General features: G+C 59.3%; 13 protein-coding genes and 4 tRNA genes. 2 read left to right on the top strand and 15 right to left on the bottom strand.

The genetic code is table 11. The features are described from left to right. Nucleotides 1-20: 20 nt before the first annotated feature. From rpoB to GWK36_RS03410, 12 genes are all read right to left on the bottom strand, one after another. The gene (rpoB, locus tag GWK36_RS03465; RefSeq protein ID WP_166269968.1) at nucleotides 21-4,226 is read right to left on the bottom strand and encodes a DNA-directed RNA polymerase subunit beta; all 4,206 of its coding nucleotides are present in this window, start codon (nucleotides 4,224-4,226) and stop codon (nucleotides 21-23) included. 182 nt (nucleotides 4,227-4,408) lie between these two features. Further along, nucleotides 4,409-4,792: a 50S ribosomal protein L7/L12 gene (gene rplL / locus GWK36_RS03460; RefSeq protein WP_166269967.1), complete on the bottom strand. Its 384-nt coding sequence runs from the start codon at nucleotides 4,790-4,792 to the stop codon at nucleotides 4,409-4,411. Between the two features lie 57 nt (nucleotides 4,793-4,849). After that, the gene (gene rplJ, locus GWK36_RS03455; RefSeq protein ID WP_166269966.1) at nucleotides 4,850-5,377 is read right to left on the bottom strand and encodes a 50S ribosomal protein L10; all 528 of its coding nucleotides are present in this window, start codon (nucleotides 5,375-5,377) and stop codon (nucleotides 4,850-4,852) included. A 242-nt stretch (nucleotides 5,378-5,619) separates the two neighbouring features. Then, nucleotides 5,620-6,315 carry a 50S ribosomal protein L1 gene (gene rplA / locus GWK36_RS03450; protein ID WP_166269965.1) on the bottom strand — a complete coding sequence of 232 codons (696 nt, stop codon included), beginning with the start codon at nucleotides 6,313-6,315 and terminating at the stop codon, nucleotides 5,620-5,622. Between the two features lies 1 nt (nucleotide 6,316). Next, entirely contained in the window at nucleotides 6,317-6,748 is a 432-nt protein-coding gene (rplK, locus tag GWK36_RS03445; protein WP_166269964.1) for a 50S ribosomal protein L11, read from the bottom strand. A gap of 198 nt (nucleotides 6,749-6,946) precedes the next feature. After that, nucleotides 6,947-7,480 (bottom strand): transcription termination/antitermination protein NusG, encoded by a 534-nt coding sequence (gene nusG, locus GWK36_RS03440; RefSeq protein WP_166269963.1) that lies wholly within the window; start codon nucleotides 7,478-7,480, stop codon nucleotides 6,947-6,949. Nucleotides 7,481-7,482: 2 nt separating this feature from the next. Then, nucleotides 7,483-7,860, bottom strand: coding sequence for a preprotein translocase subunit SecE (gene secE, locus GWK36_RS03435; RefSeq protein WP_166272418.1), 378 nt, complete (start codon nucleotides 7,858-7,860; stop codon nucleotides 7,483-7,485). A gap of 187 nt (nucleotides 7,861-8,047) precedes the next feature. Next, nucleotides 8,048-8,123, bottom strand: a tRNA-Trp gene (locus tag GWK36_RS03430). 66 nt (nucleotides 8,124-8,189) lie between these two features. Beyond that, a complete protein-coding gene (gene tuf / locus GWK36_RS03425) occupies nucleotides 8,190-9,380 on the bottom strand; it encodes an elongation factor Tu (RefSeq protein ID WP_166269962.1) in 1,191 nt (396 codons plus the stop codon). 71 nt (nucleotides 9,381-9,451) lie between these two features. Continuing rightward, nucleotides 9,452-9,527: transfer RNA gene (locus GWK36_RS03420), tRNA-Thr, on the bottom strand. 21 nt (nucleotides 9,528-9,548) lie between these two features. After that, nucleotides 9,549-9,622, bottom strand: a tRNA-Gly gene (locus GWK36_RS03415). Nucleotides 9,623-9,659: 37 nt separating this feature from the next. After that, nucleotides 9,660-9,744: transfer RNA gene (locus tag GWK36_RS03410), tRNA-Tyr, on the bottom strand. A 194-nt stretch (nucleotides 9,745-9,938) separates the two neighbouring features. Between GWK36_RS03410 and GWK36_RS03405 the strand changes: the two genes are divergently transcribed. Together GWK36_RS03405 and GWK36_RS03400 are read left to right on the top strand one after the other, a co-directional pair. Next, nucleotides 9,939-11,276 carry a UDP-glucose dehydrogenase family protein gene (locus GWK36_RS03405; RefSeq protein WP_166269961.1) on the top strand — a complete coding sequence of 446 codons (1,338 nt, stop codon included), beginning with the start codon at nucleotides 9,939-9,941 and terminating at the stop codon, nucleotides 11,274-11,276. 135 nt (nucleotides 11,277-11,411) lie between these two features. After that, nucleotides 11,412-12,770 (top strand): OmpP1/FadL family transporter, encoded by a 1,359-nt coding sequence (locus tag GWK36_RS03400; protein WP_166269960.1) that lies wholly within the window; start codon nucleotides 11,412-11,414, stop codon nucleotides 12,768-12,770. Between the two features lie 72 nt (nucleotides 12,771-12,842). Here GWK36_RS03400 and pth read toward each other — a convergent pair whose 3' ends face one another. From pth to GWK36_RS03385, 3 genes are all read right to left on the bottom strand, one after another. Then, nucleotides 12,843-13,427, bottom strand: coding sequence for an aminoacyl-tRNA hydrolase (pth, locus tag GWK36_RS03395; RefSeq protein WP_166269959.1), 585 nt, complete (start codon nucleotides 13,425-13,427; stop codon nucleotides 12,843-12,845). An 86-nt stretch (nucleotides 13,428-13,513) separates the two neighbouring features. After that, nucleotides 13,514-14,113 (bottom strand): 50S ribosomal protein L25/general stress protein Ctc, encoded by a 600-nt coding sequence (locus GWK36_RS03390; RefSeq protein ID WP_166269958.1) that lies wholly within the window; start codon nucleotides 14,111-14,113, stop codon nucleotides 13,514-13,516. Between the two features lie 90 nt (nucleotides 14,114-14,203). After that, nucleotides 14,204-15,157, bottom strand: coding sequence for a ribose-phosphate diphosphokinase (locus GWK36_RS03385; RefSeq protein WP_166269957.1), 954 nt, complete (start codon nucleotides 15,155-15,157; stop codon nucleotides 14,204-14,206). Nucleotides 15,158-15,187: the final 30 nt, after the last annotated feature.

Here is a 15,187-nt window from a genome sequence, read left to right as displayed (position 1 = left end):
AGGATAACCGGCGAACCCCTTCAATCCTGTTGCAGCTCAATATTGATGGCGAGCGAGCGGATCTCTTTGATCAACACATTGAACGATTCGGGCATGCCGGCCTCCATGCGGTGGTCACCATCCACGATGTTCTTGTACATCTTGGTACGTCCGTTGACATCGTCTGACTTGACCGTGAGCATCTCCTGGAGGATATAGGAGGCGCCATAGGCCTCCAACGCCCAGACCTCCATCTCACCAAAACGCTGACCGCCAAACTGCGCCTTGCCGCCCAGTGGCTGCTGGGTCACCAGGCTGTAAGGTCCGGTCGAGCGTGCATGCATCTTGTCATCGACCAGGTGGTTGAGCTTGATCATGTACATATAGCCCACGGTGACCGGGCGCTCGAAGGGGTCACCGGTGCGCCCATCGAAGAGGATCGCTTGACCACAAGGGATCCCCTGATCCGAGTTGTCGCGATCGGCCAGTTTCAAGAGATCCTTGATCTCTTCCTCGGTCGCGCCGTCGAAGACCGGGGTCGCCACCGGCACTCCCGCAGTCAGATTGCCTGCCAGCTCCAAGATCTCAGCGTCAGAGAGGCTGGCGAGATCCTCCGGCCTGCCAGTGCGGTTATAGATCTGTTCCAGGAAGGCGCGAAGTTCCTCAATCCGCGCCTGACGTTTGAGCATACGTTCGATCTTTTCCCCTAGGCCCTGAGCAGCCCAGCCGAGATGGGTTTCGAGCACCTGGCCGACGTTCATGCGCGAGGGCACGCCCAGCGGATTGAGCACAATATCCACCGGCACCCCATCCGCCGAGAATGGCATGTCCTCGATCGGTACGACCTTGGAGATGACGCCCTTGTTGCCGTGCCGTCCGGCCATCTTGTCGCCGGGCTGGATGCGCCGTTTCACCGCGACATAAACCTTGACCATCTTGAGTACGCCTGGGGCCAGATCATCACCGCTGGCGATCTTGCGCCTCTTGGCCTCATAGCGGGCGCGAAACTCTTCGCGCTGCTGCTGGATCTGGCTGGCGATGGCCTCAAGTTGGGTAGCGACCTCTTCGTCGCGCATGCGGATCTCAAACCAGGCATCACGTGAACCCTTGGCCACCAGAGAATCGAGATACGCCTCAGTGACCTCTGTGCCCGGAGGCAGATGGCCAGGGCCACCATCGGCGAGGCGTCCGATCAAGAGTCGCTTGATGCGCTGGAAGGCGTCGTTTTCCATGATGCGCTGCTGATCGGCCAGGTCTTTGCGCACCCGCTCGAGCTCCATCTCTTCGATCTGGATGGCGCGCTTGTCCTTTTCCACCCCGTCGCGGGTAAAGACCTGGACATCGACCACGGTGCCGTTCATGCCCGAGGGCAGGCGCAGCGAGCTGTCCTTCACGTCCGAGGCCTTCTCGCCGAAGATGGCGCGCAGGAGTTTTTCCTCAGGGGTCAACTGGGTCTCGCCCTTGGGTGTGACCTTACCGACCAGGATATCGCCGTCGCGTACCTCGGCGCCGATATAGACGATGCCGGATTCATCGAGCTTGGCAAGCGCTGCCTCGCCGACATTGGGGATATCTGCCGTGATCTCTTCCGGCCCCAGCTTGGTATCGCGGGCGAGACAGGTCAATTCCTCGATATGGATGGTGGTAAAGCGATCGTCCTGGACCACTTTCTCGGAGATCAGGATCGAGTCCTCGAAGTTGTAGCCATTCCAGGGCATAAAGGCCACACGCAGATTCTGGCCCAGGGCAAGCTCACCCATATCGGTCGAGGGACCATCAGCCAGGATATCTCCGCGCGCGATGCGATCGCCGAGCTTGACCAAGGGGCGTTGGTTGATACAGGTGTTTTGATTCGAGCGGGTGTATTTGATCAGGTTGTAGATATCCACTCCAGGCACACCCGCCTCGGCCTCGTCGTCGTTGACCCGTACCACGATGCGCGCGGCGTCCACAGACTCGATGACCCCGCCGCGCCGCGCCACCACGCACGCCCCTGAATCGCGCGCCACGACCCGCTCCATACCGGTCCCAACCAACGGTTTTTCAGCACGTAGGGTGGGGACCGCCTGACGCTGCATGTTCGAGCCCATGAGCGCGCGGTTGGCATCGTCATGCTCAAGGAAGGGGATCAATGAGGCAGCGACCGAAACGATCTGGCGCGGTGAGACATCCATATATTGGACATCCTCCGGAGGCCGGAGGGTAAACTCATTCTGATAGCGGCATGAGACGAGGGCGTCGGTCAAGCGGCCTTCCGCATCCAGGCTAGCATTGGCCTGGGCGATGACAAAGTTGCCCTCCTCGATTGCCGAAAGATAATGGATCTCGGCACTCTTGACCCGTCCCTGCTCGATCTCGGCCTTGATGCGCCCGTTCTCGACCTTGACATAGGGCGTCTCAATAAAGCCATAGCCGTTGGCGCGGGCATAAACCGCCAGTGAATTGATCAAACCGATGTTGGGCCCCTCAGGGGTCTCGATCGGGCAGACGCGCCCATAGTGCGTGGGATGTACATCGCGCACCTCGAAGCCTGCCCGCTCGCGTGTCAAACCACCTGGGCCCAACGCCGAGACGCGGCGCTTGTGGGTGACCTCAGACAACGGGTTGTTCTGGTCCATGAACTGCGACAGCTGGCTAGAGCCGAAGAACTCCTTGATCGCCGCCGAGACCGGCTTGGGATTGATCAATTCTTGTGGCGTCAAACCCTCGGCCTCGGCAAGCGACAGGCGCTCCTTGACCGCGCGCTCGACCCGCACCAGGCCGATGCGGAACTGATTTTCGGCCATCTCGCCGACACAGCGGATACGGCGATTGCCGAGATGGTCGATGTCATCGATGTTCCCGCGTCCATTGCGCAGATCCACCAGGACCCGCAGGACATCGATGATGTCAGAGGTCTCTTCGCCGTATTCCTCAAAGAGACGCCGAGAAAAATCATCCGTCCGGGCCGAGAAATAACGCCCATCATACAGAACACCCGGACCGGTCTCGGAGGCGCGCCCCAGGCGACGGTTGAACTTCATGCGCCCGACCGCTGATAGGTCATAACGATCCGGGGCAAAGAATAGATTGTGAAACAGGTTTTGCGCAGCCTCCTTGGTGGGAGGCTCGCCTGGGCGCATCATCCGGTAGATCTCGATCTGGGCATCAAGTTCATTGGCCGTGGGATCGATGCGCAGGGTCTCGGCGATATAGGGCCCATGATCGAGATCGTTGACAAACAGGGTCTTGAGCGTGTCGATACCGTGGTTGCGCAGGGTCTCCAGACGCTCGGGGGTCAGGATCTCATTGGCCTCGGCCAAGACCTCGCCGGTCGTTGGATCGATCTGGGCGTTTGCCAAGATGCGCCCATATAAAAACTCAGGCGGGACCGTGAGCCGCTCGATCCCCGCCTTTTGTAAGTCGCGGATATGCTTAGGAGTTATCCGCCGCCCACTTTCGACAAGGACCCGCTCACCGATGGAGATATCAAAGGACAGGATCTCACCGCGCAGCCGCTCTGGGACCAGGTCAAGGGTGATCCCTTGGCTGGTCAAACGGAAGGTGTCGGTCGCGAAAAAGCGCGCCAGGATCTCTTCAACCCCATAACCTAGGGCACGCAAGAGGATGGTCGCCGGCAGCTTACGGCGACGATCGATCCGCACAAAGAGGTTATCCTTAGGATCGAACTCGAAATCGAGCCAAGAACCGCGATAAGCGATGATTCGCGCTGAAAACAGCTTCTTGCCCGAGGAATGGGTCTTACCGTGGTCATGATCGAAAAAGACGCCCGGCGAGCGGTGAAGCTGGGAGACGATGACGCGCTCGGTGCCGTTGATGATAAAGGTGCCCGTCTCGGTCATGAGCGGCAGATCGCCCATATAGACCTCTTGCTCCCGCACATCCTTGATCACCTTGGCGTTGGCCGGCGCTTCCTTATCATAGATCACCAGACGCAATAGCACCCGCAGCGGTGCCGCATAGGTTGCACCGCGTAACCGGCACTCGCGCTCATCGAAGACCGGCTCGCCCAAGCGATAGCGCACATAATCCAGAACAGCATTGCCGGAATAGCTCTCGATGGGGAACACGGACTTGAAGGCCGCATGCAGCCCAATATCCCGCCGCTGATCAGGCGGACAATCGGCCTGCAGGAAATCACGATAGGATTCGATCTGCGTAGCGAGCAGGAAGGGGACCTCCAGGATGCTCGGACGCTTGCCGAAGTCTTTGCGGATGCGCTTCTTTTCGGTGAACGAATAGGCCATGATGCCTTCCCTCGAGATGCTTGCGTGGGTCCCTGCAGGGGTGTGAACAGGGAAAATGGCGTCCAGGGGCGAATCCGCTCAAGGCGCAGACAGGGCTGTGCACCTATTGCGGGCTATGTGTCAATGGGGGAAGGCCGGGGCAACCCCGGCCTCGCTGCTTACTCAGCTGCAACAGCGCCCTATCATTTAATCTCGACAGTCGCGCCGGCCTCTTCGAGCTCCTTCTTCGCCGCCTCGGCCTCGGCCTTGGACACACCTTCCTTCAATACGGTCGGCACACCCTCGACGGCATCCTTGGCCTCCTTCAGGCCCAGACCGGTGATCGCGCGCACGGCCTTGATCACGGCCACCTTGTTGGCGCCGAAAGAGGTCAGAACGACATTGAACTCGGTCTGCTCTTCAACGGGAGCAGCTTCGACGGCAGCGCCTGGTGCTGGGCCTGCGGCCACCACAGCAGCAGCGGCGGTGACGCCGAAGCGCTCTTCCATCGCCTTAATGAGATCAACGACCTCAAGGACGGTCATATTGCTAATCGCATCGAGGATCTCGTCTTTCGAGACGGCCATGGGTGACTCCTAAAAGGTGAAAGTTTTGATCGGATTGCTGATGGGTAAAGGCTGCGGTCAGGCGGCCTCTTTGGCATCGCGAATCGCGGCAAGGGTCCGGACCAATTTGCCCGATACCTCATTGAGCGTTGCGGTGAGCTTCTGGATCGGTGCCTTCATGGTCGCCATGAGCAGGCTGATCGCCTGGTCATAGGTCGGCATCTTGGCCAGCGCGCCGATCTCGGAGGGGGGCAGCAAACGCCCGCCCAGGGCAATGAGCCGCACCTGGAACTTGTCATGTTCCTTGGCGAAGGACTCCAACACCCGCGCCACCGATCCTGGATCGTTCTGGGAGAAGGCGAGGATCATGGGGCCCTTGAGCCCCTCCTGCATGCAGGTAAAATCCGTCCCTTCTAAGGCGCGGCGAGCGAGGGTATTCTTGACCACGCGCACATAGACTCCGGCCTTACGCGCTTCCACACGTAGCCTGGTCAACTGCTCAACGGTCAAGCCCCGATACTCGGCCCCGATCGCCGAATAGGCCTTTTTCGCAACTTCCGCGACTTCAGCGACGATTGCTTCTTTTTGTGCGAAACTCAGCGCCACTGTCGTCACCTCTTCAGTGATGTTGAAACCCGGTCAAACCGGGTGGTGCTTGGAACGCCTGCTCCCTCGGCGCGCCGCCCACCGGATTTGTGCGCCTTCATCAGCATACGATCTGACTCGGGAGCACCGTCTGCGCGGGCGCTTGCGGCATTAAGTCCAGACGCGCCCCATCCCTGGTGCGCCTTGAGACACCCGCGGTCTTTGACGGTCTCCAGGGAGGCCCGAGACCGTAAAGAAATAGCTTAGAACTTCAGGGCCGAATGATCGACCGCCAGACCCGGCCCCATGGTGCTAGAGACTGTGACCTTTTTCATATAAACGCCCTTAGCTGCCGCCGGCTTGGCCTTCATCAGGCTTGAGAGCAAGGACTCAAGATTTTCGCGCAACTTTTCGGGCGCGAAATCGACCTTGCCGATCGGGCAGTGGATGATGCCCGCCTTGTCGGTGCGATAACGCACCTGGCCGGCCTTAGCATTGCGCATCGCCTCGGCGACATCTGGCGTCACAGTCCCAACCTTGGGGTTGGGCATGAGGCCCCTGGGACCCAGGACCTTACCCAACTGACCGACGATCCGCATGGCATCCGGTGAGGCAATGACCACGTCGTAGTCGATCTGTCCGGCCTTCATCTCTTCCGCCAGGTCCTCGAAACCGACCCGATCGGCACCCGCCTCGCGTGCGGCATCCGCAGCAGCACCCTGAGCAAAGACCGCGACCCGGACCGTCTTGCCGATCCCATGGGGCAGAACGGTTGAACCGCGCACCACCTGATCGGATTTGCGCGGGTCCACCCCTAGATTGACCGCGACATCGACGCTTTCGGTGAACCTGACCCGGGAGAGCTCTTTCAGCAGGGTAAAGGCCTCCTCAGCGGGATAGAGCTTGCCGGGCTCCACGCGCTCGCGGATCGCACGCAGACGCTTGCTCAAACGCGCCATCTCACACCCCCTCGACATTCAGACCCATGGAACGTGCCGTGCCCGCGATGGTGCGCACAGCCGCTTCCGGTGTCGCTGCGTTGAGGTCCGGCATCTTCATCGCAGCGATCTGTTCAAGCTGCGCGCGGTTCACCGTACCTACCTTGTTGGTATTGGGCTTGGCGCTACCGCTGGTAATCCCCGCAGCCTTTTTAAGCAACACCGAGGCCGGCGGCGTCTTGGTGATAAAGGTAAAGCTGCGATCCGAATAGACCGTGATCACCACCGGAATGGGCAGCCCCTTTTCCATATCCTGCGTCCGAGCATTGAATGCCTTGCAGAACTCCATGATATTGACGCCATGTTGACCCAGAGCTGGGCCGACGGGCGGGCTGGGATTAGCTTCCCCTGCCTTGACCTGTAATTTGACGTAGGCTGTGATCTTTTTTGCCATCGCTGAACTCTCCGAATGGGTTCAAACGCCAGCGCAACTGACTGGCTCCCCTTGACGAAAAAGGGCTCAAGGACCATATGACCTTTTTTAGGCCATGAAGTCTCTTGAGTCACGCAAAAAAAACGCGCTTGGGTCACAACGAGCGCAAGAAGAGCGATGATCAACGCTACCCCTTGCCTCAGCAAGGACGATTGTCTCCTAAAGCTTTTCGACCTGGGAAAACTCGAGCTCCACGGGCGTTGAGCGCCCAAAGATGGCGACCGAGACCTTGATACGACTCTTGTCGTAGTCCACTTCTTCTACGACACCATTGAAATCGGCAAATGGTCCATCGATGACCCGCACCGCTTCGCCGGCCTCATAGAGCACCTTAGGCCGAGGCTTTTCGCTGCCTTCCTGGAGACGCTGCAGGATGGCCTCAGCCTGGAAATCAGGAATAGGAACCGGGCGATCTGTCGTACCACCGATAAAACCCATGACTTTGGGCACGCTCTTGACCAGATGCCAGGTCTCGTCGTTCATCTCCATCTGAACCAAGACATATCCAGGAAAGAACTTACGTTCACTTTTGCGTTGCTGGCCTGCACGCATCTCGACGACCTCCTCCGTGGGCACCAAGATCGTCCCAAACAAATGCCCCAGACCAGCACGCCGAATGCGTTCTTCCAGCGAACGCTTGACCTGAGCCTCGAAGCCCGAATAGGCGTGGATCACATACCAACGCTTGGCCACGATCAGCCCCCCTGATGGGTCAAGAAACGCAGAATCGACATGAGGATCAGATCGAACAGCCACAAAACGATGCCCAGGATCAGCACCATAGATACCACAACCAGGGTCGTTTGCAGGGTTTCCTGACGCGTAGGCCAAACAACCTTACGCACCTCCATGCGCACATCGGCCATGAACTGCCATAACCGACGACCAGGGTCAGTCTGAAGAACGATAAATGCTGCCACGCCGCCAATCACCAACAAGACAGGCACTCGAATCAGAAGCGAGATGCCGGGGAACAGATAAAAGGCCACTATCCCGACAATCAGCAGCAATACTGCCCCTACCAGCTTGAGTTGATCCAAGCCTGGCGCACGATCTTCTGCGTGTGAACTCATAGTCAGCGTGCAGCCTTGCGTATTGACTGTTGCGGCGCCCAAAGACAAGCGCCAACCTTCAGATAGGACGACAGAGATCCAAGGGACCCTATACCTAAACAGCCAGCCAAAAAGGATTCCACGATCAACCTAAAACAAATAAATACCGCCGAGACTCTAAGATCAGTCTCGACAGCAATCTTTTAAATGGCAGGCCAGGAGGGACTCGAACCCCCAACCTGCGGTTTTGGAGACCGCTGCTCTGCCAATTGAGCTACTGGCCTTTTGATCGAAAGGCTGGCCCGAAGAACGACTCAGGCCAGAGCCAACTATTGCCAACTATTCATCGATCACTCGATGATCTTAGAAACGACCCCTGCGCCGACGGTGCGTCCGCCTTCGCGCACAGCAAAGCGCAACCCTTCTTCCATCGCAATCGGCGCAATCAGCTTGACCGTCAGCCGCACATTGTCCCCTGGCATCACCATCTCTACCCCAGCCGGAAGCTCCACCGCCCCAGTCACATCCGTGGTCCGAAAATAAAACTGCGGCCGATACCCATTGAAAAATGGCGTGTGCCGCCCACCTTCCTCCTTGCTCAGCACATATACCTCCGCCTCAAAATGGGTGTGCGGCGTGATCGTCCCCGGCTTGGCCAACACCTGACCACGCTCCACCTCCTCCCGCTTGGTCCCACGCAGCAAGACCCCAATATTGTCCCCCGCCTGCCCCTGGTCCAACAGCTTCCTAAACATCTCCACACCTGTACAGGTGGTCTTCGCCGTGGGCCGCAGCCCCACAATCGCCACCTCATCTCCCACCTTGATCACCCCACGCTCAACGCGCCCCGTGACCACCGTCCCACGTCCCGAAATGGAAAAAACATCCTCAATCGGCATCAAAAACGGCCCATCAATCGCCCGCTCCGGCTCCGGAATATAACTGTCCAGCGCCTCCATCAACCGATCTATCGATTGCGTCCCTAACTCACTGTCCACCCCTTCCAGCGCCAACTTCGCCGACCCCACAATAATCGGCGTCTCATCCCCCGGAAAGTCATAACTCGACAACAATTCGCGGACCTCCATCTCTACCAGCTCCAGAAGCTCCGCATCATCCACCATGTCCGCCTTGTTCAAATACACCACGATGTACGGCACCCCCACCTGACGCGCCAACAAAATATGCTCACGCGTCTGCGGCATCGGTCCATCCGCCGCACTCACCACCAAAATCGCACCATCCATCTGCGCCGCACCCGTGATCATGTTCTTCACATAGTCCGCATGACCAGGACAGTCTACATGCGCATAGTGTCGCTTCGCCGTCTCATATTCGACATGCGCCGTCGCAATCGTGATCCCACGCGCACGCTCCTCCGGCGCACTGTCAATCTGATCGTACGACCTCGCCTCCCCACCAAACTTCTTCGCCTGATGCGTGGTAATCGCCGCCGTCAGCGTGGTCTTGCCATGATCTACATGACCAATCGTCCCCACATTGACATGGGGCTTCACCCGTTGAAACTTCTCTTTGGACATGAACGATACCCCGCACGCGACAAATCGATGAGCGTCTTAACGCACCTTAAAAAAGGATTTTGCCTAAACACTGGAGCCCATGACCGGGATTGAACCGGTGACCTCACCCTTACCAAGGGTGTGCTCTACCGACTGAGCTACATGGGCCTAAACTCGCCACGCTAAACGTGGAGCGGGTGATGGGAATCGAACCCACACCATCAGCTTGGAAGGCTGAGGTTCTGCCATTGAACTACACCCGCGATGCACCAAGCTGCACCACGCATCTTCAATTTTTGCTGGTGGAGGGGGGAGGATTCGAACCTCCGAAGGCTGAGCCGTCAGATTTACAGTCTGATCCCTTTGACCGCTCGGGAACCCCTCCAAATGAGCGATGCATTCTAAGCATTCAAGCCAGGGGCGTCAATGGGGCCATTAGGCTTCCCTTGCCGCATCTCCAACCCCTCCCGCAACCGCGGGCAGGCGCTGACATCGACTCGTCACACAGACCCGAACCTTAGACTGCTAACATAAATTGCTTTAAGGTTTAAATCTCTAGATAAGCCCGATCACACCCTTATGGATGTCACAATCTTTGGCACTGGCTATGTGGGTCTGGTCACTGGGACCTGTTTGGCCGAGGTCGGCAATCGCGTCCTGTGCATCGACATCGATCCTGACAAGATCGAGCTCCTCAACAACGGCGGGGTTCCAATCTACGAGCCTGGCCTCGAGGAAATGATCCATGCCAATCGCGCGGCCGGGCGGCTGCGTTTTTCGACCGACGCCAAGGCCGGGGTCGAGCATGGGTTGTTCCAGTTCATCGCGGTCGGCACACCACCCGATGAAGATGGCTCAGCCGACCTGCAATATGTCCTAGCAGTGGCGCGTACCATCGCCGAACACATGAACGAATATCGCATCCTGGTCGATAAATCGACCGTACCCGTGGGGACAGCGGATCGGGTGGCGGCGACCGTGCGCGAGGTCTTAGAGCGCCGCGGGCAAAAGATCGAGTTCGATGTCGTCTCGAATCCTGAGTTTCTGAAAGAAGGCGCGGCGATCGAGGATTTTATGCGCCCCGATCGGATCATTGTCGGCACCGACAACCCGCGCACCGCCGAGCTTTTACGCGCGCTCTATGCCCCATTCAATCGCAACCATCAACGGTTTTTCGTGATGGACGTCCGCTCAGCCGAGCTGACCAAATATGCCGCCAATGCCATGTTGGCGACCAAGATCAGCTTCATGAACGAGCTCTCTAACATCGCCGAGGCCGTCGGCGCCGATATCGAGAAGGTACGCATCGGCATAGGCTCTGACCCGCGCATCGGCTATCAGTTTATCTATCCAGGGTGCGGCTATGGCGGTTCTTGCTTCCCCAAGGATGTGCGAGCGCTCGAGCGCACGGCGAATGCCCTAGGCTACACTGCCGAGCTCTTGCAGGCAGTGGAAGCGGTGAACCTCCGGCAAAAGCGTGTTCTGTTTCAGAAGATCCGCGACTATTTCGGCGGCGATCTCGCCGGTCGGACCATCGCCCTCTGGGGCCTGGCCTTTAAACCCAACACCGATGACATGCGCGAGGCCTCTAGCCGCGTCCTGATGGAATGCCTGTGGGAGGCCGGGGCGCGAGTGCAGGCCTATGACCCGGTCGCAATAAAGGAGGCCCAGCGGATCTATGGCGAGCGGGCCGATCTACAATTTGCTCGCGATGCGCTTTCTGTCCTCGATAGGGCCGATGCCCTGGTCTTGGTCACCGAGTGGTCGGAGTTCCGCAGCCCCGACTTTACAGCGATCCGCGCGCGCCTGCGCCATCCAGTCATCTTCGACGGGCGCAACATCCTCGACGGCGACCAGGCCCGCGCTGCAGGATTGACCTATATCTCGATCGGGCGGACACCCCTGATCCCTGCCTGAGTCGATCCTGATCCCCCTTGGTTGATTTTTGTCAATCGGTTCGTGCAAATCTGTTTGGGCGTGTGGTAGATTGATCGCCATCGATTCTGCCTATCGAGCGCACCACAACAACCGACCATTGACCAAGGGGGAAGCATGCGTCTTCAGCCACATCTCATCGCAGCCACGGCTCTTGGCCTTATCTCGATTCTGCCCAATGGGGCTCAGGCCACCAACGGCTATATGTCGCATGGCTTTGGGACCAAGAGCAAGGGCATGGCGGGCGCCGGCTCAGCTCTACCGCAGGATGCCATGATCTCGGCCTCGAACGTGGCCGGTGGGGTGTGGCTTGGCGAGCAGCGCCTGGATCTGGGCATGGCCCTGTTTTCACCGCATCGCGAATATACCCAGCGCGCCAGCGAATCGCAGATCCCAGGTACCCCGCCGATCCCCATCGGGAGCGGCCCCGACTTTCGGGGGACGGTGGAGAGCGACAACGAGCTCTTTCTGATCCCCCACCTTGCCTATAGCCGCCCGCTGGATGCGGTCAGCGCCTTCGGCGTTGTCGTCTATGGCAACGGCGGGATGAACACGACCTATCGCTCCAAGGATACAACCCTACATCTGGGGACCTATGGCGGCGCCCAAAGCACACCGCCGGATGCCTCGACGGGCGTGGATCTCAGACAGGTCGGGATCAATCTCAACTATTCGCGCAAGCTGCGGGAGGATCTATCGGTCGGTGCCGGCTTCATCCTGGCCAATCAGAGCTTCAAGGCGAAGGGGCTGTCAGCGCTCGGCGATCTGGCAGCGGATGGCGTTGCCGATCATCTCTCCAACCGCGGGCGCGACAGTGTCTTTGGCTGGGGGGCCCAGGTCGGTCTCCTCTGGCGTCCCTCCGAACAGCTCGCGCTCAGCGCGGCCTATCAAACCCAGGTCGATTTCGCTCGCTTTGACGACTACGCAGACCTCTTTGCTGACAAAGGCAACCTGGATGCACCAGCATTCCTGAATCTCGGTATCGCCTTTCAGCCCCGCGCCGATCTTACCCTGGCCTTTGACATCCAACACATCTGGTATAGCGAGGTCAAGGCGCTCGGCAATGAGATGACGAAAAACATCATGCTCTGCATGCAGGGCTATACGGCCTATTGCCTCGGCGGCAGCCGCGGGGTCGGCTTCGGCTGGGACGATATGACGGTCTATAAGTTCGGCGCCCAGTGGGCGATGCGCCCTGACCTGACCCTCCGCGCAGGCTATAGCTATGGTAAACAGCCGGTGCCTTCGAACGGCGTGCTATTCAATGTCATTGCCCCTGCCGTCATCGAACATCATTTCACCCTGGGCCTGACCAAGGCATTGAACAAGCAGACCGAACTGAGCCTCGCGGCCATGTATGCGCCGCAGATCGATCTCGACTGTGGCTGCTCGCTCCCCTTCTCAGGCGGCGAGAATTCGATCAACATCGCCATGGACCAGTGGGAGTTTGAGCTCAGCATCGGGATACGCTTCTGACCCAATGCGCGATAGGCCTTGCCCTTCAGGGCAGGGAGGCTGTCAAATCAGGCAAGGCTGCACGCCCTGTCACTACCGAGAGCCGTGCAGCCGGTTCATCGCCAGATCGATCCTGCCAGCGATCAGCTCGGGCAGAAGGGCGGTTGCATCATCGAGCGCGCCGCGAATCCTGCTTTCATCCTCGCGAGAAGGTCGGCCTAAGACATAGCAGGTGACCAGGGTCTTGTCTCCTGGATGGGCGATCCCGATGCGCAGACGCAAGAACTCAGGCGAGCCGAGGGTTGCGATCGTATCCCGCAGCCCGTTGTGCCCAGCGTGCCCCCCGCCGCGTTTCAGGCGTACGGTCCCCACCGGCAGATCGAGCTCATCGTGGGCGATGAGGATCTGCTCGGTGGGGATCGCGAAATAGCGCGCTACTGCTGCCACCGACTGGCCACTGCGGTTCATATAGGTGGTGGGTTTGAGCAGACGGATCTCCTGGTCGGCGATCAGGACCTGGGTGAGCTCGCCAAAGAACCTAGATTCGGGACGGAAGACGGCACCCTGGGCAGCGGCAAGCGCATCGACCCACCAGAAGCCGACATTATGCCGCGTTCCGGCATACTGGGCGCCCGGGTTGCCGAGCCCGACGATCAATTGGATGGCGGCCTGGGTCATGACGTATCCGCGCAGCAGGCAAGATGATTGCGCTGAATGGCAATTGGGGACGGCTTAGGAGCCGTCCCATCAGACACTCGCCCCTCTTAGGCGGCGCCCTCCCCTTCCTCGGTGCTACCGCGTGGTCCATGGATCGTGACTACGGGTTCGTCCGGATCGGGGGCATGCGCCAGAGCGACACCTTCAGGCAGCTTGATCTCGGAGAGATGCAGGATCGAACCGACCTCGAGATCCGTCATATCGATGGCGATGAATTCAGGCAGGTCTTTGGGCAGGCAGATCACCTCGATCTCGGTGATCAGATGAAATGCCTGCCCGCCCATCTTGATCCCCTTGCATTTGTCCTCGTTGATGAAATGCAGGGGCACGGTCATGCGGATCTTCTCGTCCTGCGAGATACGCATGAAGTCCAGATGGAGGATAAAGGGCTTGGCGGGGTGGCGCTGGAGGTCTTTGAGCACCACCTTGGTCACCTCGTCGCCGATCTTCAGATCTAGGATATGGGAATAAAACGCCTCTTGCTCCAGATGTCGGAGTAATTCATTGTGCGACAGGCTCACCATCTGGGGCTCGCGGTGACCGCCATAGACGATGGCCGGCACCAGGCCCGCGCGCCGCAGGCGGCGGCTCGCACCCTTTCCTGCGGCGATGCGCGGCTGGGCATTGACTTCAAAGCTGATGGTCATGGAGTGCTTCTCCTGATCGGGTTAAATAAAACACACCTGGGCCCCGCGACCAGGGTCCAGGTGGATGTTGCGCAGATCACAGCGGACCTGCTAATCGACGAAGAGCGAGCTGACCGACTCCTCGTTTGAGATCCGGCGCATGGTCTCGGCGAGCAGCTCGCCGATGCTCAATTGCCGGATCTTGGAACAGGCGCGCGCCTGGTCATTCAAGGGGATGGTGTTGGTCACGACCAGCTCATCCAGCACCGAATTGGCGATATTGTCCACTGCCGGGCCCGAGAGTACGGGATGGGTGCAATAGGCGACCACCCGCCGTGCGCCATGATCCTTGAGCGCCTCGGCAGCGCGGCAGAGGGTGCCTGCGGTATCGACCAAGTCATCGACCAGGACACAGGAACGCCCCTTGACATCGCCGATGATGTTCATGACTTGGGCCTCATTGGCCCGCGGGCGGCGCTTGTCGATGATGGCAAGATCGGCATCGTCGAGCCGCTTGGCCAGGGCCCGGGCGCGCACCACCCCGCCCACATCGGGCGAGACCACGATCAGGTTTTCATAGCGCTGGCGCCAGATGTCTCCGAGCAGGATCGGCGAGGCATAGACGTTATCGACCGGGATGTCAAAAAAACCCTGGATCTGATCGGCATGCAGATCGACCGTCAGCACCCGATCGGCGCCGGCCTCGCCGATCATCTTGGCCACTAGACGCGCTGTAATCGGCACCCGCGCCGAACGGGGACGGCGGTCCTGGCGGGCATAGCCGAAATAGGGCACCACAGCGGTGATGCGCTTGGCCGAGGCCCAGCGCAGGGCATCGATCATCACTAGGAGTTCCATCAGGTTGTCGTTGGTCGGCGCGCAGGTCGGCTGGACCACGAACACATCGCGACCGCGGACATTTTCCTGGATCTCGGTCATCACCTCGCCATCGCTGAATTGACCAACAACGGCCTTGCCGAGCGATAGATTCAGATGGCCAGCGATCTCAGCCGACAATGCCGGATTGGCATTTCCGGAGAAGACCATGAGTTGGCTTGCAGGCACGGGCGGATTCCTGTCTGCGCGAATGCGGGA

The sequence above is a fragment of the Caldichromatium japonicum genome, assembly GCF_011290485.1.
Taxonomy (GTDB): domain Bacteria; phylum Pseudomonadota; class Gammaproteobacteria; order Chromatiales; family Chromatiaceae; genus Thermochromatium; species Thermochromatium japonicum.
The sequence above is the reverse complement of the archived record's forward strand: the minus strand, read 5'-3'. Positions and strand labels throughout refer to the sequence as shown.